This is a genomic window from Pseudarthrobacter sp. KH_020_B (assembly GCF_057840185.1).
In genome coordinates this window covers 4,548,514-4,569,388 of record NZ_CM174506.1, presented here as the reverse complement: position 1 = coordinate 4,569,388, position 20,875 = coordinate 4,548,514, and the positions used below count along the sequence as shown (strand labels likewise).

The 20,875-nt window shown below is 63.4% G+C and carries 15 protein-coding genes and 3 rRNA genes; 16 read left to right on the top strand and 2 right to left on the bottom strand.

Features of this window, described 5'->3' with window-relative positions; all coding sequences use genetic code 11:
- The first annotated feature begins 84 nt into the window (after positions 1-84).
- On the top strand, positions 85-666 hold the full coding sequence (locus tag AC3IT0_RS21415) for a dihydrofolate reductase family protein (protein WP_489321645.1): 582 nt from the start codon (positions 85-87) through the stop codon (positions 664-666).
- A 126-nt stretch (positions 667-792) separates the two neighbouring features.
- Here AC3IT0_RS21415 and AC3IT0_RS21410 read toward each other — a convergent pair whose 3' ends face one another.
- Together AC3IT0_RS21410 and AC3IT0_RS21405 are read right to left on the bottom strand one after the other, a co-directional pair.
- Positions 793-1,212: a hypothetical protein gene (locus AC3IT0_RS21410; RefSeq protein ID WP_489321644.1), complete on the bottom strand. Its 420-nt coding sequence runs from the start codon at positions 1,210-1,212 to the stop codon at positions 793-795.
- A gap of 429 nt (positions 1,213-1,641) precedes the next feature.
- On the bottom strand, positions 1,642-1,908 hold the full coding sequence (locus AC3IT0_RS21405) for a hypothetical protein (protein WP_489321643.1): 267 nt from the start codon (positions 1,906-1,908) through the stop codon (positions 1,642-1,644).
- A 233-nt stretch (positions 1,909-2,141) separates the two neighbouring features.
- On the opposite strand from AC3IT0_RS21405, the gene AC3IT0_RS21400 reads away from it, so the two are divergent.
- The 15 genes from AC3IT0_RS21400 to AC3IT0_RS21330 all read left to right on the top strand — a co-directional run bounded on the left by AC3IT0_RS21400 (position 2,142) and on the right by AC3IT0_RS21330 (position 20,734).
- Positions 2,142-2,606: a hypothetical protein gene (locus AC3IT0_RS21400; protein ID WP_489321642.1), complete on the top strand. Its 465-nt coding sequence runs from the start codon at positions 2,142-2,144 to the stop codon at positions 2,604-2,606.
- Positions 2,607-2,654: 48 nt separating this feature from the next.
- Complete coding sequence (locus AC3IT0_RS21395; protein ID WP_489321641.1) at positions 2,655-3,389, top strand: DDE-type integrase/transposase/recombinase; 735 nt, start codon at positions 2,655-2,657, stop codon at positions 3,387-3,389.
- Positions 3,390-3,466: 77 nt separating this feature from the next.
- Positions 3,467-4,684: a site-specific integrase gene (locus AC3IT0_RS21390; protein WP_489321640.1), complete on the top strand. Its 1,218-nt coding sequence runs from the start codon at positions 3,467-3,469 to the stop codon at positions 4,682-4,684.
- Positions 4,684-5,604, top strand: coding sequence for a tyrosine-type recombinase/integrase (locus AC3IT0_RS21385; RefSeq protein WP_489321639.1), 921 nt, complete (start codon positions 4,684-4,686; stop codon positions 5,602-5,604). The genes AC3IT0_RS21390 and AC3IT0_RS21385 overlap by 1 nt, the downstream gene beginning before the upstream one ends.
- Positions 5,601-6,590 carry a tyrosine-type recombinase/integrase gene (locus tag AC3IT0_RS21380; RefSeq protein ID WP_489321638.1) on the top strand — a complete coding sequence of 330 codons (990 nt, stop codon included), beginning with the start codon at positions 5,601-5,603 and terminating at the stop codon, positions 6,588-6,590. Before AC3IT0_RS21385 ends, AC3IT0_RS21380 begins: the two co-directional genes overlap by 4 nt.
- An 87-nt stretch (positions 6,591-6,677) precedes the next feature.
- Positions 6,678-7,490: a Mu transposase C-terminal domain-containing protein gene (locus AC3IT0_RS21375; protein WP_489321637.1), complete on the top strand. Its 813-nt coding sequence runs from the start codon at positions 6,678-6,680 to the stop codon at positions 7,488-7,490.
- Positions 7,487-8,299 (top strand): ExeA family protein, encoded by an 813-nt coding sequence (locus AC3IT0_RS21370; protein WP_489321636.1) that lies wholly within the window; start codon positions 7,487-7,489, stop codon positions 8,297-8,299. The genes AC3IT0_RS21375 and AC3IT0_RS21370 overlap by 4 nt, the downstream gene beginning before the upstream one ends.
- 609 nt (positions 8,300-8,908) lie before the next feature.
- Positions 8,909-9,091, top strand: a complete 183-nt coding sequence (locus AC3IT0_RS21365; RefSeq protein WP_489323865.1) for a methyltransferase domain-containing protein — start codon at positions 8,909-8,911, stop codon at positions 9,089-9,091.
- Complete coding sequence (locus AC3IT0_RS21360) at positions 9,069-9,464, top strand: class I SAM-dependent methyltransferase (RefSeq protein ID WP_489323864.1); 396 nt, start codon at positions 9,069-9,071, stop codon at positions 9,462-9,464. Before AC3IT0_RS21365 ends, AC3IT0_RS21360 begins: the two co-directional genes overlap by 23 nt.
- Before the next feature lie 696 nt (positions 9,465-10,160).
- Positions 10,161-11,686: ribosomal RNA gene (locus AC3IT0_RS21355) — 16S ribosomal RNA — on the top strand.
- 503 nt (positions 11,687-12,189) lie between these two features.
- A 23S ribosomal RNA gene (locus AC3IT0_RS21350) occupies positions 12,190-15,329 on the top strand.
- A gap of 220 nt (positions 15,330-15,549) precedes the next feature.
- Positions 15,550-15,666 (top strand): 5S ribosomal RNA (rrf, locus tag AC3IT0_RS21345).
- Together the 16S, 23S and 5S rRNA genes form the textbook arrangement of a ribosomal RNA operon.
- Before the next feature lie 498 nt (positions 15,667-16,164).
- Complete coding sequence (locus AC3IT0_RS21340) at positions 16,165-16,452, top strand: HU family DNA-binding protein (protein ID WP_489321635.1); 288 nt, start codon at positions 16,165-16,167, stop codon at positions 16,450-16,452.
- Positions 16,453-16,553: 101 nt separating this feature from the next.
- The gene (locus AC3IT0_RS21335; protein ID WP_489321634.1) at positions 16,554-18,698 is read left to right on the top strand and encodes a bifunctional copper resistance protein CopD/cytochrome c oxidase assembly protein; all 2,145 of its coding nucleotides are present in this window, start codon (positions 16,554-16,556) and stop codon (positions 18,696-18,698) included.
- Positions 18,698-20,734, top strand: a complete 2,037-nt coding sequence (locus AC3IT0_RS21330) for an NHL domain-containing thioredoxin family protein (RefSeq protein WP_489321633.1) — start codon at positions 18,698-18,700, stop codon at positions 20,732-20,734. The genes AC3IT0_RS21335 and AC3IT0_RS21330 overlap by 1 nt, the downstream gene beginning before the upstream one ends.
- Positions 20,735-20,875 lie beyond the last annotated feature (141 nt).

Sequence of the window (20,875 nt, the reverse complement as noted above, 5' to 3'; positions counted from 1 at the left end):
CACACCGCCGTCGCACACCAGGCAACGCGTCTAGGACGCCGAGGTTTTGCTAATATGGGGCACCCCAAAGCAAAGGAGAGCCCCGTGGGCAAGGTGGTCATGTACAGCTCGGTGTCGGTGGACGGCTTCATCGCGGACGAGAACGACCAGCCCGGACCGCTGTTCGACTGGTTGTCCAGCGGTGACGTCCCGTTGGACGAGAGCGGCGAGGTGAAGGTGTCGCAGACGTCCTACGACTACACCCGGCCGTACTGGGACCAGATCGGGGCGACAATCGTCGGCCGCCACGTCTTCGACATGACGGACGGCTGGGACGGGAAGCCTCCGGGCGGGGTCGACCACGTGGTCGTCGTGACGCACCGGCCGAAGCCCGAGGGCTGGGACCCCGAGGCGCCGTTTCACTTCGTCGACGGCGTCGAGGCAGCCATGGCCAAGGCGCTGGAGCTCGCGGGTGACCGCATCGTCGAGGTCGCCGCTGGCGACGTCGGTGGCCAGGTGCTTGCCGCGGGCCTGGTCGACGAGGTGCGCATGGATGTCGTACCCGTCGTGTTCGGGTCCGGCAAGCGCTACTTCGGGTCGGTCCACGCACAGCACCTGTTGGAGGATCCCGACGTGGTGATTCAGGGCAACCGGGTGCTTCACCTGCGCTATCGGGTGCGCCGTTGACCGATCTGAGCGGGTGCGCGAAGAAGTCCACTGCGAACGGTGACACAAGTTCGGGCCTCCGGCTGCGTTTGCGCCTCGCTGCCCGGGACGGACGCGCCAGCCAACACCCAGCCAGCGATTACACCCTCAACTGTGAAGAGCCGTTTTGATCTCCGTGAGCAGGCTCGTCCCTAACTTTGCGCCCCTGACCGCGAGTGCCGGCGCGTCGGTAGCGGGGCAGGGAGACAGCCCGCATCCAGCCCGGTCGTATCGTACGAGCAGACATCTCTCGGCCAGGCGCTCGTAGAAGGCGCGCTCCTCCGGACCTCCTGCAAGCAGCGGCAGGCGACGGCGATCTTCGCGGCCCACTCGAGTGCCGCCTCCCGCGAGGGCAGCTTGAGAATTGTAGCCGTCGTTGGGCACCTTGTGGCCTGAATACGTGCCCTCGGTGACGGTGCTGTCACCGGCGACGAGCGCTGGGTCTACGTCCTCATCGATCCCGCCGCCGAAGACGTACACGCCTGCCGCTTTGGCCCCGCCGATGACGGCACGCGAGGCTTCGAGCACCGCCTCGAAGTCCTAATCGGGGAACACCATGGCCTGGCCTCACCGGGGAGGTACTTCGTCATTCGGGGACTCCCCTGCTCCGGCGGCGCCATCAGCGGCTCTTCTCTGCAGCACCGCTCTTGCGCCCTGCCTGATTTTGGCGCCGGCGCCCGACATGTGGTCAGCGTAGAGCGTTGTGACCGACCCGCAGAACTTGCTTGAGCCGTACCGTCTGAGAGCACGTTCTAAAGCGCATGCCCGCGATGCAGCGACTCATCGACGCGACCGGCACCGGCGTTCCTGCCGCGTTGACCAAGGGTCACCACGCTCGGTCGGACGACTCGAACACCAAAGCGGCTCCGCCCTCGGGTTCCGCAACCTCACCAACCACATCACCCAAAGCCTGCTTGAAACCGGCGACTTCAGGTCCCAGGTGGGCCGATTGGCGTCCTAGCCATCACGGAACTTGAGCACGACGTCTTCGTCAGGACCGTTCCGCGGGAAGACGATGTCCTTCGCCGCCGCATCGACCCTTTCGTACTTGAGAGGCCTTCGCTGGCCTGAGTGTTGCGCGTCGCAGTGTTTGGCGGTGGGGGCGTCTCTGGCGATGACGATGCAGGTTTTTCCGGTGGTGTCTTGATTTAGTGCCGTCGGCGGCGTCAGGCTGACGATGTCCGGATAAGGCGAACGGCCGGTGTGGGAGTTTCGAAGCACCACGCCGGCCGTTCTGACGCGTAAAGGCCGCGCCGATGCTCACGGTAAGTCATGAGGCTGTCTCTGTCGAGTCGGATCTGGCTGGCGGGCGGTTGGCCTGTCCGGGGTGCAGGGGCAGGCTGCGGCCGTGGGGCTGGGCACGGGAACGACTGATCCGGCACGGCACCGGCACGGACCTGGCCCTGGTGCGCGGGCGTCCGCGCCGGGGGCGATGCGCGGATTGTTCGGCCACGCATGTGCTGTTGGGCGTGGATCTGGCGGCCCGGCGGGCCGATACGGCCGAAGTGATCGCCTCCGCCATCGAGGCCAAGGCTGTCAGCGGGGCAGGGCACCGGGTGATCGCGGCGCGGCTGGGCCGACCGGCGTCCACGGTGCGCGGCTGGCTGCGCGCATTCGCCGCTTCCGCCGGCCCGATCGCCGAAGTGTTCACCGCCCTTTCCCACCGTGACGGCGCGGACGCGGCCGGACTCTGGCCCGCGGCCGCCCCGGCACCGGCCGGCCGGGCGCTGGCTGCGGTGGCGGCGTATGCGGGCGTGCTCGCGGCCCGGTTTTCCGTCGCCACCGTGGCGTGGCAAACGGCAGGGCTCGCCGTTGCGGGTCCGTTCTTCTTCAGCGCCGGCCGATGGCAGGACCGGGAGCAACACGAGCTGGCCCTTATGCCTGGTTCCCCGGGCGGTAAGGGTGGGAGGAGCGCCGGCTGATCCTGCCGGGGCCATCGTTTCCTGACCTCTTGAAAAGGACAATGACCCATGACGGAATCCGAGCCGCAGCGCGGTCCCCTGGCCCGCAAGGACCGGGCGGAAAAGATCGCGTTGTTCCGCTATCAGCTCATCCGCGATGCCGCGGACACGTCGCTGACTTCCCGCCAGCGCGGGCCCATGGTCCGTGCCCTGGCTGCCGCAGAGCACACCGGCCCGTCCGGGCAGGCCGTGCGCTACTCCCGCGAGACCCTGGACCGGTGGATCAGCGCCTGGCAGCGCGAGGGATTCGACGGACTCAAGCCGCGGGAAAGGGCCGCCGGCCCGGTGACCCCGGAGACCGTGCTGTCACTGGCAGCGACGCTGAAGCTGGAGCGTCCGCACCGCACCGCGGCCCAGGTGCGGCGGATCATGACCGAGACCCTCGGCGACGCGCCGTCCGAGTCGACACTGCTGCGCCACTTCCGCACCCTGGAGATCCCCACCGGCACGCCCGCGCAGGCCACCGGCCGGTTCGAAGCAACCCGGCCGAACGAGATCTGGGTCGGTGACGGGCTCCACGGTCCCCGGATCGGCGGCCGGAAAACCTACCTGTTCGCGTTCCTGGACGACCACTCCCGCCTGGTCACCGCGGCCCGCTGGGCGTTCGCCGAAGACGCCGTCCGGCTCTCGGCCGCGCTGCGCCCGGCCCTGCAGACCCACGGAATCCCCGACGCGGCCTATGTCGATTATGCCGACCTTCGCGTTATGCCGATGTTTTCTCGTTGTCCCTGTTCAGCGGGGTGAGATTTCGGGAATTGTCGGCATAATCGCGAGGTCTGCGCGATCCTTCTTGCATCGATATCCGGATGAAGGAGGAAGTCATGGCCATGCCTGCAACCAAGGTCAGCAAGGTCCGAATGACGGGGCCGTTGGCCCCGTTCGCGTCTGCTTTCAGATCCAAGTTGAAGGACCTGGGCTACACGCCGTTAACGATCGCCAGTGAACTGAGGATGGTGGCCGACTGGAGCCGCTGGCTTCAGGAACGGTCAATGACAGCTGTGGATGTGACGGGCGGGTGCGTCCGCCAGTTCGTCGCGGCCAGACACTTCGCGGGGCGCATTTCGCCGTATCCGCCCCGCGTTTTCAACACCATGATCGAGGTCCTCGTTGAACAAGGCGTGGTCCAGGCCGAGATCGAGGCGCCTGTGCCGGGATCGCCGATCGATGTGCTCCTGTCCTCGTTCGAGAAGTTCCTGCTCTCCGAGCGGGGACTGGCCCAGTGCACGGCGGCCGCCTACGTGCTGCGGGCCCGCCGATTCCTAGCCCAGCAGACGCCAGCGGGCGCCCTGGCCGATCTGAGGACCAAGGATGTGACCGATGCCGTGCGCACCGAAGCCGCGAAGGTCTCGGTCGGTTCCACCCAGTTCTTCGTAGTGGCCGTGCGCTCGTTCCTGCGCTTTTGTTTCACCGAAGGACTGGTCTCCACCGACCTCTCGGGAGCTGCCCTTGCCATTACCGGACGCCGCCGTTCACCGTTGGCTGCGGGAATCAGCGCCGCGGATGCCCGAAGGCTCCTGGATTCCTGTGACCGGCGGGAAAACGAGGGCCGGCGGGACTATGCCATCCTGGTCATCCTCCTCCGCCTGGGCCTGCGGGCCAGTGAGGTCGCCGCGCTGAGCCTCGAGGACATCGACTGGCGCGCGGGGCTGGTCGTGGTCCATGGAAAGGGCCGCCGTGATGACCGGCTCCCGATCCCCGTTGATGTGGGCCAGGCGATTACCTGCTATCTCCGGCGGGGACGCCCGCGAACCTCTCATCGGGCGGTCTTCCTGCGATCGTTGGCGCCCGTTGAGGCCCTGGGCCGGGGCGGGATCTCGTTGGTTGTGCGCCGAGCCTGCCACCGGGCCGGACTCGCCCCGGTCGGTTCACACCGTCTGCGCCATACCCTGGCCTGTGAGATGGTCAACTCCGGCGTTCCCCTGCCCGAGATCGCCCAGGTGCTCCGGCATGGGAGCCTGACGAGCACCGCCCTCTACGCCCGTCTGGATATTGATGGGCTCCGGGCCCTGGCCCGGCCATGGCCGGGAGGTGAACGGTGATGGGAGAGCTCCTCGGCCATGCCAATGACTACCTCAGACTCCGGCGGGATCTGGGCTACAAGCTCAGGCAGGAAGGCTATGACCTGCCCCGGTTCGTGGCCTTCCTCGAGGCGTCCGGCGCCACCGTGTTAACGAGCGAGTTGGCCATTGCCTGGGCGCGGGACTGCCAGGGCGTCCAGCCCATCACCTGGGCCCACCGGCTCGGCTCTGTCCGCGGGTTCGCTCGCTACTTGAAAAGCATCGACCCTGCAACGGAAATCCCGCCACTGGATGTGTTCGGTGCCCGCCAGCAACGGCCCACCCCATACCTTTGGTCAGCCGAGGAGATTGGTGCCCTGCTGGACGGGGCGGGGCAGCTCCGCCCGGAACTGCGGGCCGTTACGCACGAAACCCTGTTCGGTCTCATTGCCGTGACGGGGATACGGCTCGGGGAAGCGCTCGGGCTCAACCGCGAGGACGTCAACCTCAGCACCGGCGTGCTCACGATCAGGCATGCCAAATTCGAATGGGCAAGGCTGGTTCCGCTGCATCCGAGCACCACGGCAGCTCTGGCCTCCTACGCCCAACGCCGGGACAGGCTCTGCCCCACGCCCCGGACCGCGGCATTCTTCCTCACGCCGGCGGGAACCGGTCTGAGCACAAGCAGCGTTGAGCACACCTTCAACGACATCATGACCGGGATCGGGCTGCGTACCGCCACCGTGAAGCCACGCATCCACGATCTAAGGCACAGTTTCGCCGTCCAAACCCTGATCGATTGGCACCGGGCCGGAGCCGATGTTGGCGCCGGCATGGCTGTTTTGTCGACCTATCTCGGCCATGTCAGCCCAGCGGGGACCTACTGGTACCTCTCAGCCGCCCCGGAACTGATGGTGTTGGCCGCCGAACGGCTGGACCGACGATTCGGGGCGCGGTCATGACCGCGCTGGCCCCCACCCTGCAGGCCTTCTTCACCGACCGGCTCCTTGGCCAGCGTGGCGCCAGCCCCCACACCATTGATGCCTACCGAACGAGCTTCCGGCTCCTGCTCCGCTACGCCAGCGATAAGCTACATAAACCACCCAGCGGACTCGATATCGGCGACCTCGACGCCCCTCTCGTGGCCGCCTTCCTGACCCATCTGGAAGCGGACCGGCACAACAGCGTGCGGACCCGCAACAACCGGTTGGCCGCCATCCATTCGCTCTTCACCTATGCGGCCCTGCGGCACCCGGAGCACGCAGCCTCAATCCAACGTGTGCTCGCTATCGGGCCCAAACGCTTCGACCGGAACCTGGTGACCTTCCTCAACGAAGCCGAGGTCGACGCACTCCTGGACTCGTGCAGCAAGGACACCTGGACCGGGCGGCGCGACCACGCCATGATCCTGCTGGCCATCCAGACCGGGTTGCGGATCTCGGAACTCGCCGGGCTCACCTGCGCCGATGCGTCTCTGGGTGCCGGGGCGAACATCCACTGCATCGGGAAGGGACGGAAAGAGCGGCGCACCCCGCTCGTGCCCTCCACCGTTAGTGTTCTTCGGGCGTGGCTGCGTGAACGCGGAGGGTCGCCTGCGGATCCGCTCTTCCCCGCAAGCACCGGCAGGAAACTCAGCCGTGACGCCATCGAACATCGGATCACCCGTTACGCCGCCACGGCAGGAACAACTTGCCTATCGATGAGGACGAAGCACGTGAGCGCCCACACCCTGCGCCATACGGCGGCCATGCGGCTTCTCCTCGCCGGGGTGGACGTCACGGTCATAGCGCTCTGGCTGGGCCACTCGCAAGTCTCCTCGACCAACGCCTACCTGCACGCGGACATGTCGCAAAAGGAACGAGCCATCGCCCGCGTCACGCCAGCGGACACCGCCCCGGGCCGCTATCGTCCTCCGGACCCGATCCTGGCCTTCCTCGAGGCCCTCTGATTATGCCGACAAATCCGCCCCTCTCACCTCGCTGAACAGGGACAACGAGAAAACGTTGGCATAACGCGAAGGTCGGCATAATCGACATTGTGCCGACGTCGGCACAATGTCGACAACGGGTCTGCCTTTGTCGACGCGTCACTGGCGAGGATCTGCGCCCGGCTGGGCATGAAGCTGATCCATTCCCGGCCTTACCGGCCCCAGGGCAGGGGCAAGATCGAGCGCTTCTTCAACACCGTGAGCTCCCAGTTCCTCTCCGAGATCACCGTGATCGACGCCCCGGTCCAGACGAAAGTTCCGGGCACCGGCCCGGTCGGGAACCCCGGAGAGGATCCCGACGGGACCGCGATCACCTCGTTGGCGGAGCTGAACGCCTTATTCACGTCCTGGGTGCAGATGGTCTACCACCGCACCGTTCACTCCACCACCGCGATGACGCCGCTGGCCCGCTGGGACGCGGGCTGGGAAAACCGGCGCCCGGACCGCCGGGATCCGGACGTGATCGCCGAAGCGTTCCGCTGGTCCGTGACCCGCAAGGTCACCAAGACCGCGACGGTGTCCCTGCAGGGCAACACCTACCAGGTCGACCCCATGCTCGCCGGCACCCGCATCGAGCTGGTCTATGACCCGTTCGATCTGACCGGCCCGGTCGCGGTGACCGCCGCCGGCGGGATCCCTGCCGGGGAAGCGGTCCTGCTCGAGATCCGCCGACACGTCCACCCCAAAGCCGTCAACGCCGCCAAAGACGCCGACACCGGCGCGAGGAACGCAGGCTCCGGGATCGACTACCTGCGCCTGGTCGAAACCCGCCACAAAACCACCCTGACCGGCGCCCCGATCAGCTTCGAGAAAATGGCCGCCGGCGTCGGCGCGACCGGAACCAATGGAGGACCCCAATGAGCATCTCAAACCTGCAATCCCACTACGGCTTCACAGCCATGCCCTTCGGCCGCTCCATCCCGGTCCAGGCACTGCACCCCCACCCCGGGCACCGCGAGGCGGTCGCCCGGATCCAATGGTGCGTCGCCCAGCGCCAGATGGGCGTGGTCACCGGCGAGGTCGGCGCCGGCAAGACCGTCGCTGTCAGAGCAGCCCTTGCACAACTCGAAGCATCCCGCCACCAGGTCATCTACATCGCGGACCCCACGATCGGCATGCGCGGCATCCAGTCCCAGATCGTCACCGCCCTGGGCGGGCAGCCAGCGTTCTACTCCGGAGTCCTCGCGCACCAGACCGCGTCCCTGCTCGCCGGGGAACTGGACGAACGCGCCCGCCTGCCCGTGGTCGTGATCGACGAGGCGCACCTGCTCGGCAACACCGAGCTTGAGTCCCTGCGGATGCTCACGAATACCGGGATGGACACCGGCTCGCACTTCGCGCTGCTGCTCGTCGGCCAGCCCACCCTGCGCCGCCGGCTCAAACTCGCGGTCCTGGCCGCCCTGGACCAAAGGATCTCCACCAGGTTCGCGATCAACGGCATGGACCTGGCCGAGACCGCGGACTACATCCGCCACCACCTCAAATTCGCCGGCAGATCCGACACCCTGTTCTCCGACGACGCCGTCGCCGCGATCCACCAGGCATCACGCGGCTACCCGCGGGCGGTCAACAACCTCGCCGTTTCCGCCCTGATCGCGACCTACGCCGGCAACAAGGCCATCGTGGACCTCTCCGCCACGCAGTCCGCGATCACCGAGAACAGCGAGTAAAACCCGCCGTCACCAATGACGGCCACCACGTCAGGCCGACGACGAACGCCCCGCCGGAAACAGCCCGCGGGGCGTTTTCGTGCACGGCCCATCGTCACAAAAACCGACGCCGCCATCGTCAAATAACGCGACGCCTAACACCTGAGGGCCAAGCGGCACTCACGCCCTGTAGGTGCGCGCCAGCGGCGCACCAGCCGTTCCTCGTGGAGAAGGACATGGCGAAAACCATGGGTGCAACACCGCTGAGGGGAGTTCTCCCACCTGAACTCCGTCCTTGTCTGCGAAGAAGAGTTCAACGATCTGGGGCGCACGGCGCGATCGGACCTTGTGCGTAAATCAGGTTCGGGTGGTTATTCCCTCGGTTCGAAGCGCGCCGGCGGATTTGCTGGCACGGCTAGCTAAGCAGGCTGACGGGCATCACAAACCCGCGCAAGGCTGGATGAGCCCGAAGAAGATCCTCACCGTCAGGGAAGTCATCGCCAGCGCCAGGCAGCCGGGCCGCCGGCTCAGCCGACAAAAAGTTGACCGTTTTCCTAGGGTCTTCGTCCCCAAGGAGGGATTTCCGATTCCGGAGTGGTCGCGTCGACTCTCCTGGAGGCTGCTGAGTACATGGCCCGATTTGGCGCTGTCGAGTCCACGCATCCAGCTGACCGGAAGCTCATAGCTGGTTGGGTTGCGCCCTTGATGGGGCCAGTGCTGGACGTAGGATGCGGGCCCGGCCAGTGGACCAAGTTCCTCGCGGACCACGGCGCCGCGGTCGAAGGAATCGATTTGGTGCCGGCGTTCCATTGAGCAAGCAAAAGCGCGCTTCCCAGGCATCCCATTCCGCGTCGCCACCCTCACTAGCCTCGGAGTCCCGGAAGGTTACGCATCCGGCATCCTGGCTTGGTACTCGCTAATCCACTTTGAACCCGACCAGGTGGCCTCTGTTCTCCAGGAGCTGGCACGGTGCCTGACTCCTGGCGGACTTCTCCTATTAGGCCTGTTTGAAGGAGAGGAAATCGCGGGATTTCCACACGCTATAACGCCTGCATACTCCTGGCCCGTGGGAGACCTCACCATGATGCTTGGTGCAGCCGGCTTCGAAGCCATCTCGCATCAGAGACGAACTGATCCTGGTCATCGGCCGCATGCCGCTATCAGCGCACGCCTGAGCCGTTCTTAGGAGACAGTGCCGGGAGGGTCGTGCAGGCGCACGATAGGGCGAAACGACAACATTGCAGAGTGTCCGACCTGCCACCGGAAAGGACATACAGCCTCGGCCGTCTCGGCTGCTGGCCAATCCTCGCTTGATGTGATCCAGCCGACAGGAACCCGTTCTGGCCGATTAGTGCGTCGGGACCCCGGTGAGCCCTCCAGATTCCCCGCTACGACGCGGATTCTGGGGGTTTAGGGGCGGTTGTGGGGGTGGATTTGCGGTGGGGGGTGGGTGGGTGTATTGTTTTCTAAGTCGCCGCGAGGGGAACAGCGAAGAGCTGGTTACCGCGGGCGGCCAAACCCCCTAATTCAAGACCAAATGTTGGTTGTTCTTTTGAGCGCCTTTGTTTGGTGGGGATGTGTTTTCTGCTGGTGCGGGTCCTGGAATATGGATTTGCATCGGGGCGGGAAACCGGGTAAGTTTGAAAAGTTGCTCCGGAGCGATCCACGGCCGATATGTTGGTTGTGGTGGTGCCGGGTGTGTCTGTTGTTTGAGAACTCAATAGTGTGCCAAGTTTGTTGATACCAATTTATTGTATTGAATTGGTTGAATTTGCCGGGCCCGCCACCCCGTGGTGTGGTCTGGTGTTTTTAGCTGGTTTCAAATTTTGTGCAGCCATTTTATCCTGTTATTTCCGGGGTTGGTGGTTGTGTCTGTTTTTCTTCAACGGAGAGTTTGATCCTGGCTCAGGATGAACGCTGGCGGCGTGCTTAACACATGCAAGTCGAACGATGACCCGGTGCTTGCACCGGTGATTAGTGGCGAACGGGTGAGTAACACGTGAGTAACCTGCCCTTAACTCTGGGATAAGCCTGGGAAACTGGGTCTAATACCGGATATGACTCCTCATCGCATGGTGGGGGGTGGAAAGCTTTATTGTGGTTTTGGATGGACTCGCGGCCTATCAGCTTGTTGGTGAGGTAATGGCTCACCAAGGCGACGACGGGTAGCCGGCCTGAGAGGGTGACCGGCCACACTGGGACTGAGACACGGCCCAGACTCCTACGGGAGGCAGCAGTGGGGAATATTGCACAATGGGCGAAAGCCTGATGCAGCGACGCCGCGTGAGGGATGACGGCCTTCGGGTTGTAAACCTCTTTCAGTAGGGAAGAAGCGAAAGTGACGGTACCTGCAGAAGAAGCGCCGGCTAACTACGTGCCAGCAGCCGCGGTAATACGTAGGGCGCAAGCGTTATCCGGAATTATTGGGCGTAAAGAGCTCGTAGGCGGTTTGTCGCGTCTGCCGTGAAAGTCCGGGGCTCAACTCCGGATCTGCGGTGGGTACGGGCAGACTAGAGTGATGTAGGGGAGACTGGAATTCCTGGTGTAGCGGTGAAATGCGCAGATATCAGGAGGAACACCGATGGCGAAGGCAGGTCTCTGGGCATTAACTGACGCTGAGGAGCGAAAGCATGGGGAGCGAACAGGATTAGATACCCTGGTAGTCCATGCCGTAAACGTTGGGCACTAGGTGTGGGGGACATTCCACGTTTTCCGCGCCGTAGCTAACGCATTAAGTGCCCCGCCTGGGGAGTACGGCCGCAAGGCTAAAACTCAAAGGAATTGACGGGGGCCCGCACAAGCGGCGGAGCATGCGGATTAATTCGATGCAACGCGAAGAACCTTACCAAGGCTTGACATGAACCGGAAATGCCTGGAAACAGGTGCCCCGCTTGCGGTCGGTTTACAGGTGGTGCATGGTTGTCGTCAGCTCGTGTCGTGAGATGTTGGGTTAAGTCCCGCAACGAGCGCAACCCTCGTTCTATGTTGCCAGCGCGTGATGGCGGGGACTCATAGGAGACTGCCGGGGTCAACTCGGAGGAAGGTGGGGACGACGTCAAATCATCATGCCCCTTATGTCTTGGGCTTCACGCATGCTACAATGGCCGGTACAAAGGGTTGCGATACTGTGAGGTGGAGCTAATCCCAAAAAGCCGGTCTCAGTTCGGATTGGGGTCTGCAACTCGACCCCATGAAGTCGGAGTCGCTAGTAATCGCAGATCAGCAACGCTGCGGTGAATACGTTCCCGGGCCTTGTACACACCGCCCGTCAAGTCACGAAAGTTGGTAACACCCGAAGCCGGTGGCCTAACCCCTTGTGGGAGGGAGCTGTCGAAGGTGGGACTGGCGATTGGGACTAAGTCGTAACAAGGTAGCCGTACCGGAAGGTGCGGCTGGATCACCTCCTTTCTAAGGAGCACCTACAGTCACCTTGCCCCGTGTATGCGGGTGTGGAGGGGTTGTCAGGAGTATATGCCCGTTGCGCAGACGCAAGTTCTGCGGCGGGTGCTCAAGGGTGGAATATCAACAAATAGGTGCCTGGTGGCACATGCCGGCAGCAAGTACGAACAGTGTTCCTTTCGGGGGATGGTGTTCTGGAACGCGGCCGGGATGGGTTGCCGGGTAGTGTTTGGCACACTGTTGGGTCCTGAGGCAACAGGGCCGGGTTTTCCCGGTACTTGTTTGTTTCTGGTTTCCTGGCTGCACCGATCATGCATGGTGCTTCTTCCTTCGGGGAGGGGTGTGTGTGGGGTGTGTGGTATGGGGTTGTTGTTTGAGAACTACATAGTGGACGCGAGCATCTTTTATAAGAAGCAATTTCCAAGAATTATGAACCTGGATCTGTCCGCACTCTTTTGGGGTGTGGGTGGTTTCTGTGGTTCTCTCGAAAATTAGCGTTTTTGATCTTTTGTGGTCAAGTTTTTAAGAGCACACGGTGGATGCCTTGGCATTAGGAGCCGAAGAAGGACGTAGGAATCTGCGATAAGCCTGGGGGAGTCGATAACCGGACTGTGATCCCAGGGTGTCCGAATGGGGAAACCCCGCCAGGGGCGCGAGTCGCCTGGTGACCCGCATCTGAACACATAGGGTGCGTGGAGGGAACGCGGGGAAGTGAAACATCTCAGTACCCGCAGGAAGAGAAAACAATAGTGATTCCGTTAGTAGTGGCGAGCGAACGCGGATCAGGCTAAACCGTTCCATGTGTGATAGCCGGCGGGCGTTGCATGGGCGGGGTTGTGGGACTTTCCGTACCAGTTCTGCCGGACTGGTGGGGTGTGATGTGCAGGCATAGGTGAACGGTCTTGAAAGGCCGGCCAGAGAGGGTGTGAGCCCCGTAACCGAAATGTTTTGTGCCGCCTGGAGAGTATCCCAAGTAGCACGGGGCCCGAGAAATCCCGTGTGAATCTGTCAGGACCACCTGATAAGCCTAAATACTCCCTAATGACCGATAGCGGACCAGTACCGTGAGGGAAAGGTGAAAAGTACCCCGGGAGGGGAGTGAAACAGTACCTGAAACCGTGTGCTTACAATCCGTCGGAGCAGCCTTGTAGTTGTGACGGCGTGCCTTTTGAAGAATGAGCCTGCGAGTTAGTGTTACGTCGCGAGGTTAACCCGTGTGGGGAAGCCGTAGCGAAAGCGAGTCTGAATAGGGCGTTGCAGTGGCGTGATCTAGACCCGAAGCGAAGTGATCTACCCATGGCCAGGTTGAAGCGACGGTAAGACGTCGTGGAGGACCGAACCCACTTCAGTTGAAAATGGAGGGGATGAGCTGTGGGTAGGGGTGAAAGGCCAATCAAACTTCGTGATAGCTGGTTCTCCCCGAAATGCATTTAGGTGCAGCGTTGCGTGTTTCTTGCTGGAGGTAGAGCTACTGGATGGCTAATGGGCCCTACAAGGTTACTGACGTCAGCCAAACTCCGAATGCCGGTAAGTGAGAGCGCAGCAGTGAGACTGTGGGGGATAAGCTTCATAGTCGAGAGGGAAACAGCCCAGACCACCAACTAAGGCCCCTAAGCGTGTGCTAAGTGGGAAAGGATGTGGAGTTGCGAAGACAACCAGGAGGTTGGCTTAGAAGCAGCCATCCTTAAAAGAGTGCGTAATAGCTCACTGGTCAAGTGATTCCGCGCCGACAATGTAGCGGGGCTCAAGTACACCGCCGAAGTTGTGGATTTCAGGCAATAACCCAGCCGGTCCCTCGTGGATCCGGTTCAGGTGTCTGGAGTGGTAGGGGAGCGTCGTGTGGGCAGTGAAGTCGCGGTGTAAACCAGCGGTGGAGCCTACACGAGTGAGAATGCAGGCATGAGTAGCGAAAGACGGGTGAGAAACCCGTCCGCCGAATGATCAAGGGTTCCAGGGTCAAGCTAATCTGCCCTGGGTAAGTCGGGACCTAAGGCGAGGCCGACAGGCGTAGTCGATGGACAACGGGTTGATATTCCCGTACCGGCGAAAAACCGTCCATGTTGAACAGGGGATACTAACCGCCCGAGACCTGCCCGCCCACCCTTCGGGGTGACGTGGGTTTTGGTGGAGCGCGGGACCTGATCCTGGGAGGCAAGCGTATTAACAGGTGTGACGCAGGAAGGTAGCCAAGCCGGGCGATGGTTGTCCCGGTCTAAGGATGTAGGGCGAACGGTAGGCAAATCCGCCGTTCATGATGCCTGAGATCTGATGGGACCCCCTCACGGGGGGATTTGGTGATCCTATGCTGCCGAGAAAAGCATCGACGCGAGGTTTTAGCCGCCCGTACCCCAAACCGACACAGGTGATCAGGTAGAGAATACTAAGGCGATCGAGAGAATTATGGTTAAGGAACTCGGCAAAATGCCCCCGTAACTTCGGGAGAAGGGGGGCCCCAACCTTGAACACCACACGCTGGTGGGAGGGGATCGGGGCCGCAGAGACCAGGGGGAAGCGACTGTTTACTAAAAACACAGGTCCGTGCGAAGTCGCAAGACGATGTATACGGACTGACTCCTGCCCGGTGCTGGAAGGTTAAGAGGACCGGTTAGCCCGCAAGGGCGAAGCTGAGAATTCAAGCCCCAGTAAACGGCGGTGGTAACTATAACCATCCTAAGGTAGCGAAATTCCTTGTCGGGTAAGTTCCGACCTGCACGAATGGAGTAACGACTTCCCCGCTGTCTCAACCATAAACTCGGCGAAATTGCAGTACGAGTAAAGATGCTCGTTACGCGCAGCAGGACGGAAAGACCCCGAGACCTTTACTATAGTTTGGTATTGGTGTTCGGAGTGGCTTGTGTAGGATAGGTGGGAGACGTTGAAGCCCGGACGCCAGTTCGGGTGGAGTCATCGTTGAAATACCACTCTGGTCACTTTGGACATCTAACTTCGGCCCGTAATCCGGGTCAGGGACAGTGCCTGATGGGTAGTTTAACTGGGGCGGTTGCCTCCTAAAAAGTAACGGAGGCGCCCAAAGGTTCCCTCAGCCTGGTTGGCAATCAGGTGTCGAGTGTAAGTGCACAAGGGAGCTTGACTGTGAGAGAGACATCTCGAGCAGGGACGAAAGTCGGGACTAGTGATCCGGCGGTACATTGTGGAATGGCCGTCGCTCAACGGATAAAAGGTACCTCGGGGATAACAGGCTGATCTTGCCCAAGAGTCCATATCGACGGCATGGTTTGGCACCTCGATGTCGGCTCGTCGCATCCTGGGGCTGGAGTAGGTCCCAAGGGTTGGGCTGTTCGCCCATTAAAGCGGTACGCGAGCTGGGTTTAGAACGTCGTGAGACAGTTCGGTCCCTATCCGCTGCGCGCGCAGGAAATTTGAGAAGGGCTGTCCTTAGTACGAGAGGACCGGGACGGACGAACCTCTGGTGTGTCAGTTGTACTGCCAAGTGCACCGCTGATTAGCTACGTTCGGATGGGATAACCGCTGAAAGCATCTAAGCGGGAAGCTCGCTTCGAGATGAGATTTCCATACACCTTGTGTGTGAGAGGCCCCCAGCCAGACCACTGGGTTGATAGGCCGGATGTGGAAGCGAGGACTAACGACTCGTGAAGCTGACCGGTACTAATAGGCCGATAACTTACACCACACACCACCCCGCAAACCTAGTCAAAAGAGGTTTGCACCACGGGGTGGTAAAAAGAAACAAGACTGCTTGCGTCCACTATGTGGTTCCCAAACAACAAACCCGTCCATACGACGGCACGTTGTCCAGGGAACAAAAACACAACAAAATAACAACACCACAATGTTGTAACCACAAAGTTTTCCCACCCCACGGCACAGCCGGCAGGGTGCGGAGCAAGGGTTACGGCGGTCATAGCGTGGGGGAAACGCCCGGTCCCATTCCGAACCCGGAAGCTAAGACCCACAGCGCCGATGGTACTGCACCCGGGAGGGTGTGGGAGAGTAGGTCACCGCCGGAACATCATTACAGGTCGAGAGCCCCCCAACCACCAGGTTGGGGGGCTCTCCCACATTAACCACCCAAAACCAAAAACACCGCCTTCGTGCTGCCTGCCGTGAATTCCGGCACACCACCGCCCGCCGGCACCCCACCCAACGCCGCGGCACCCCACCCAACGCCGCGGCACCCCACCCAACGCCGCGGCACCCCACCCAACGCCGCGGCACCCCACCCAACGCCGCGGCACCCACCCAACACGGCCGCCGTCGTACACCACACAACCAAGCAACGCGAAGTGATAGAGCGTCGCGCGGAATCCCGCAAAAAGAGAGAGAGCGTCCGCTGTGGGCGCAATTCCCCCGCAATTCCCCGGAAATCCGGTGATTTTAGTCAAAAAGTGGCGGAAACACGCGGAATTTGCGGACCTCGCGGGCCCAAGCTGGTAAGTTTTCGAACAGTGGCTTGCACGCATGCCGCGTTCAGGCTCCAGAAATCGTGACCGTCCAGGAGGACATCAATGGCTAAGAACCGTAGTGAACTTGTTTCAGAGGTAGCAGGCAAGGCCGGCACCAGCCAGTCAGCCGTCAACTCCGTCCTCGATGCACTGTTCGAAGTATTCGAGACTTCCGTCGCTGCCGGCGAGAAGATCACCATCCCGGGCTGGCTCGCAGTTGAGCGCACCGACCGTGCAGCACGCACCGGCCGCAACCCGCAGACCGGCGAGACCATCCAGATCGCGGCAGGCCACAGCGTCAAGCTGACCGCCGGCTCGAAGCTGAAGGCTGCAGTCGCCAAGAAGAAGTAGTCTTCTTCGGCACAGCAGCAAAGGAGCGGCAACCTCAGGGTTGCCGCTCCTTTGCTTTAAGCCGATTCGCCGCGCGGGCACCCGTAGCGGACAATAGATAGGTGCCTTCTGCAGCAAAATCCCGTCCCACAGCACCCCAGCCAGGCCCCGACAGGCGCGCCTCGGCCAGGACTGGCGGCGTCGTGGGGATTTCCCGGCCGTGGCAGCTCGCGGGCTTTGCCGCCCTCTTCCTGGGACTGACGGCGGCACTCTTCTTCTCCGGCGCCGCCGCTGCCCGTGAGGTCTCCGACCCGGGAGCCCTGGTCCGCTGGGGACTTCCCGTCAGCAAGGCCATCCACAACGTGGCACTGGCGACAGTGATCGGCGGACTGATCTTCGCCGTCGGCATCCTCCCCAGAACAACGGGCCCCCGGTCCCGGGCCCATAGCGGCGACACCCCGGAACACCCGGCCTTCGCCCGGGCCCTGGCCATTGCCGCCGCAGCGGGCGCCGCCTGGACGCTGTCAGCAGTTGCCGTACTGGTGCTCACCTACGCAGACGTTGCGGGCCAGGCCGTCGGCGGGGACGCCGAGTTCACCCGCGCCCTGGTGTACTTCATGTCGGGCATCGACACTGGCCGGGCCTGGCTGACGGTAACCGTCATCGCGGCCTTCGTGACTACCGCGCTTTTCGGCGTCAGATCCCTTGTGGGTCTCGCGCTCACGCTGATCCTGGCGCTGGCCGGGCTGGTTCCCGCCGCGCTGATCGGCCACTCCTCAAGCTCGTCGGACCACGAAGGCGCCATCAACTCCCTGGGCCTGCACCTCGTGGGCGTCAGCGCCTGGGTTGGCGGCATCGTCGTCCTGGCATTGCTGTCCGGAATCCTGACGGGCTCAAAGCCCGGCGCCGCCGACATCACCGAACCGACGCTGCGGCGTTTCTCATCCCTGGCAGGCTTTGCGTTTGTGCTCGTCTTTGCTTCCGGCGTCATCAATGCCAGCATCCGCATCACCAACTGGAGTGACCTCTTTGGTTCCCCCTACGGCCAGCTGATCCTCGCGAAATCGGCGGCCACCCTGGTCCTTGGCGGGATCGGCTTCATGCACCGGCAATGGGTCATCCCCCAGCTTGGCCGCAAAGGCTCGGCGATGTCCTCCCGCCGCGTGCTGTGGCAGCTGGTGCTCGTGGAACTCCTCGTTATGGGAGCCACCTCCGGCGTGGCCGTCGCCCTGAGCCGGTCGGCCCCGCCGCAGCCCACCACGTTTGAGCCAGACGGGTCGCCGGCATTCATCCTCACCGGCTACGAGCTGCCGCCTGAACTGACGCCGGAACGCTGGCTGACGGAGTGGCGCTTTGACTGGCTTTGGGTGGCGGTGGTGCTCTTCGGGCTGGTGGCCTACTTCCTGGGCGTCGCCAAGGTGGTTCGGCGCGGCGACAAGTGGCAGTGGTTCCGCGCCGTGAACTGGGTGATCGGCCTCCTGGTCCTGACCTACATCACGTCAGGGCCGCCGTCGGTCTATGGCAGGATCCTCTTCTCCGCGCACATGGTGGACCACATGGCGCTCACCATGGTGGCACCCATCTTCCTGGTGCTCGGTGCCCCGGTGACGCTGGCCCTGCGGGCATTGCCTGCCCGCGGCGACGGCTCCCGTGGGACGCGCGAGTGGCTGCTCGTGTTTATCCATTCCAAGTTCTCCCAATTGGTCACGCACCCCATCTTCGCGGCGGCCAATTTCGCGGGGTCCATCGTGCTGTTCTACTACTCGGACGCTTTCGGTTTTGCAATGCGAGACCATGTGGGCCACGAGCTCATGATCCTGCACTTCACGCTCACGGGTTACATCTTCATCCTGAGCATGATCGGCACGGACCCGCTGCCCCGCCGCGCACCGTATCCCATGCGCCTGCTCCTGCTGCTGGCGACCATGGGCTTCCACGCGTTCTTCGGCGTCGCGATCATGGGCGGCACCAGCCTGCTGGCGGCCGACTACTTCGGCAATCTTGGCCGCGCCTGGGGACCCTCCGCTCTCCTGGACCAGCAAATGGGCGGGGCCGTGGCCTGGGGCATCGGCGAAGTGCCCACCCTCCTGGTGGCCATCGGCGTCGCCATCATGTGGTCCCGCTCCGATGAACGGGAGACCCGCCGCACCGATCGGGCGGCGGACAGGAATAACGACGCCGATCTCACTGCTTACAACGATATGTTTGCCAAATTGGCTGAACGCGACGCCAAGTTGGCTGAACGCAACAAGCTGGAAGGACGCTGATGAGCGAAACCGTACGCACCCAACTCCGGGTCCGCGCCTCCGAACTGGTGGGCCGCAACTGGCTCAACACCGGCGGCAAATCGCTGGACCTCGAAGCCCTGCGCGGCAAAATCGTGCTGCTCGACTTCTGGACTTTCTGCTGCATCAACTGCCTGCACGTCCTCGATGAGCTGCGCCCGCTCGAGGAGCAGTACTCCGACGTCCTGGTCACCGTGGGTGTGCACTCGCCCAAGTTTGAACACGAAGCTGATCCCGTGGCCCTGGCCGCCGCCGTGGAACGCTACGAGATCCACCACCCCGTCCTGGACGATCCTGAGCTGGAGACCTGGAAGGCGTACACCGCCCGCGCCTGGCCCACCCTGGTGGTCATCGACCCCGAGGGCTACATCGTGGCGCACCTGTCCGGTGAGGGCCACGCTGACGGCCTGGCCGTGCTCATCCCCGAGCTGATCGCCGAGCACGAGGCCAAGGGCACGCTGCACCGCGGCTCCGGCCCGTACGTGGCGCCGGAAGCCACCTCGGGCACGCTGCGCTTCCCCGGCAAGGCGCTGTTCCTGCCGGCCGGACGCGGTTCAACCGGTCGCGGTTCAGGCGAGCAGGGAACGTCCGACGGCGGCACTTCCGCCGCCGCTGATACCGCCACCGACGGTTCCTGGCTGGTAACCGACACCGGCCACCACCGCTTGGTGGAGCTGGGCACCGACTTCGAATCCATCCTGGCGACCTTCGGCTCCGGATCCAGGGGCCACGCTGACGGCCCGGCCGCCGCCGTCGACTCCGTCGAGCCGACCGCACGGTTCAACGAGCCGCAGGGCCTCGTGCTGCTTCCGGAAGACGTGGCAGCGAAGGCGGGCTACGACGTCGTGATTGCCGACTCCGTCAACCACCGCCTCCGGGGACTCTCGCTGGCGGACGGCAAGGCCACGACGATTGTTGGCAACGGCGTGCAGCGCCTGCTGGAAACCGGCCCCGCCCGGGTGGACGAGGACGCCGCCGGTTTCACGGGCCAGCTCAGCGAGCACCCGCTGGAGGTGTCCCTCAGCTCGCCGTGGGACGTCGTCTGGTCCACCAAGCTCCACGCCGTGGTGATCGCCATGGCTGGCACGCACCAGATTTTCAGCTTCGACCCCCTCACCGGCGCCGTGGCAATTATTGCCGGCAACGGCCTCGAGGGCCTCCTGGACGGCCCCGCCCACGAAGCCTGGTTCGCGCAGCCCTCCGGCCTGGCCGAGGACGCCGACGGCAACATCTGGGTGGCGGACTCCGAAACGTCCGCCCTCCGCAAGCTGGCCATTGACGACGGCGGCACGGTCACGGTGGCGACTGCCGTGGGCAAGGGCCTGTTCGACTTCGGCTTCCGCGACGGCCCCGCGGCCGAGGCACGCCTCCAGCACCCCCTCGGCGTCACCGTCCTGCCTGACGGCTCCATTGCCATCGCCGACACCTACAACGGTGCCGTGCGGCGCTACGACCCCGCCGCCGGGACCGTGTCCACGCTGGCCCGCGGACTCGCGGAACCCTCCGACGTGATTGTGGACCACACGCACGGTGTAGGCTCGGAGCCGCTGCTGGTAGTGGTTGAGGCAAACAAGCACCAGCTGGTCTACGTGCCCATCCCCAAGGAAGCCCAGCAGGTGGACGAGGGCGCCTCGCAGACCCACCGGCCCAAGAGCCCGGTTGCCCCTGGGCTCCTGGAACTGACCGTGCGATTCACCGCGCCCACCGGGCAGAAGCTCGACGACCGCTGGGGCGATCCCACGCAGCTGAAGATCTCCTCCACCCCGCCGGAGCTGCTTGTCTCCGGCGGAGGAACCTCCGTGGGCCTGCTCCGCGCCCTGGAGCTGGCGTCCGGCATCCCGGAGGGTGTCCTGCACATCACCGCCCGCGCCGCCGCCTGCGACGGCCCGGAGGATGCGGACGGCGAGATCCCGGACCACGCCGCCTGCCACCTGTACCAGCAGGACTGGGGCATCCCGGTTCTCCTGACGGACGACGGCGACACCGAACTGGTCCTGGACCTGCGCGGAATGGACTAAGCGCCGCCGCCATTAATGCTTTGCAGCGCCGGCTCGCTGAGGCCGGGTGAGGAGGCTGCCTGCCGTGACTTCGCGTCACGGGAGGCAGCCTTTTGCGGTTCCCGGCTGGCGCGGGCCGCGGATTTCCGGGGTTTGCGACTC

Excerpts from the sequence above, each read along its gene's own strand:
- AC3IT0_RS21380 (WP_489321638.1), top strand. The coding sequence starts at position 5,601 with ATGACCGCGCTGGCCCCCACCCTGCAGGCCTTCTTCACCGACCGGCTC.
- AC3IT0_RS21365 (WP_489323865.1), top strand. The coding sequence starts at position 8,909 with ATGGCCCGATTTGGCGCTGTCGAGTCCACGCATCCAGCTGACCGGAAG.
- AC3IT0_RS21395 (WP_489321641.1), top strand. The coding sequence starts at position 2,655 with ATGACGGAATCCGAGCCGCAGCGCGGTCCCCTGGCCCGCAAGGACCGG.
- AC3IT0_RS21330 (WP_489321633.1), top strand. The coding sequence starts at position 18,698 with ATGAGCGAAACCGTACGCACCCAACTCCGGGTCCGCGCCTCCGAACTG.
- AC3IT0_RS21390 (WP_489321640.1), top strand. The coding sequence starts at position 3,467 with ATGGCCATGCCTGCAACCAAGGTCAGCAAGGTCCGAATGACGGGGCCG.
- AC3IT0_RS21370 (WP_489321636.1), top strand. The coding sequence starts at position 7,487 with ATGAGCATCTCAAACCTGCAATCCCACTACGGCTTCACAGCCATGCCC.
- AC3IT0_RS21385 (WP_489321639.1), top strand. The coding sequence starts at position 4,684 with ATGGGAGAGCTCCTCGGCCATGCCAATGACTACCTCAGACTCCGGCGG.
- AC3IT0_RS21340 (WP_489321635.1), top strand. The coding sequence starts at position 16,165 with ATGGCTAAGAACCGTAGTGAACTTGTTTCAGAGGTAGCAGGCAAGGCC.